The following is a 1007-nucleotide window of genomic DNA, read 5'->3' as shown; positions in this document are numbered from 1 at the left end:
CTCTGTACACGACAAATTTCACAGAACCCTTATCCTATCAGGATTCTGCTTTCTTAAAATTGCCAAAATTTCCTTAAACTCTTCTTTTTTCCCAAAACCAATTAAACGCTGAATCGCCATTTGAACATAGTCTAAACCATAGCGAAATAAACTCATTGAGAGTCGTCCATGCTTCTTTATTTTTATCGCTTTTTTTTGATTATGTTGCCATTCACCCGTTAAGTAACACCAACAGAAGCTTATAGCTAACACCGCAATCAATTTTTTCACTCGTCTAGGGTCTGTCAAGCGCGTATTTTCAAGATTAAACCCGCGTCCTTTGAGACAACTGAATAAGGTTTCAATTTCCCAGCGTAATGCATAATCCTGAATAGCATTGGCATTAAACTGAGGAGAAACGACGAGTAAAAGCTCTCCATTTTCTAACTGTAGTGCACTTATATATAGTTTCACCCGACCAACCAAAATCCGTCGTTTACGACATTCAATTTGACCAACTTTAAGATGGCGAAATAAATCACTAATTTTATGATTCTTTCCTAAATGATTGGTGACAATGAAGTTTTTTTAACACGAATGCAGAAGTTGATGTCTTGTTCAATTAACCATGTAAACCACTGCTCACCGATAAACTCTCTGTCTGCGAACACATTCACAATACGGTCTTTACCAAAAATGGCTATAAAGCGTTGAATCAAAGCAATACGCTCTTTCGTATCTGAATTTCCACGTTTATTAAGCAATGTCCAAAGGATAGGTATCGCTATTCCACGATAAACGATTGCGAGCATCAGGATATTAATATTTCGTTTTCCCCATTTCCAATTGGTTCTATCTAAAGTCAGTTGCACTTGGTCGAATGAAAACATATTGAAAATCAACTGAGAAATTTGACGATAATCAAAATACTGACCTGCAAAGAAGCGCTGCATACGTCGATAAAATGATTGTGGTAAACACTTGATGGGCAAGGCTTTAGATGCAGAAGAAAGATTACATGTTTGCTT

The 1007-nt window shown here is 36.7% G+C and carries 1 protein-coding gene; it reads right to left on the bottom strand.

Features of this window, described 5'->3' with window-relative positions; translation table 11 throughout:
• Window positions 1-18 precede the first annotated feature (18 nt).
• Window positions 19-1007, bottom strand: a protein-coding gene (locus FTU70_RS14260; protein ID WP_179994544.1) for an IS4-like element ISAba1 family transposase whose coding sequence is annotated in 2 segments (ribosomal slippage) — window positions 19-569 and window positions 569-1007 — 990 coding nt annotated over the 2 segments. Because the reading frame shifts where the segments join, the coding sequence is not laid out codon by codon here. This gene is flagged as partial in the annotation.

The sequence above is a fragment of the Acinetobacter sp. YH12135 genome, from assembly GCF_013418565.1.
Lineage (GTDB): Bacteria > Pseudomonadota > Gammaproteobacteria > Pseudomonadales > Moraxellaceae > Acinetobacter > Acinetobacter towneri.
This window is presented reverse-complemented; position numbering and strand designations above follow the sequence as displayed.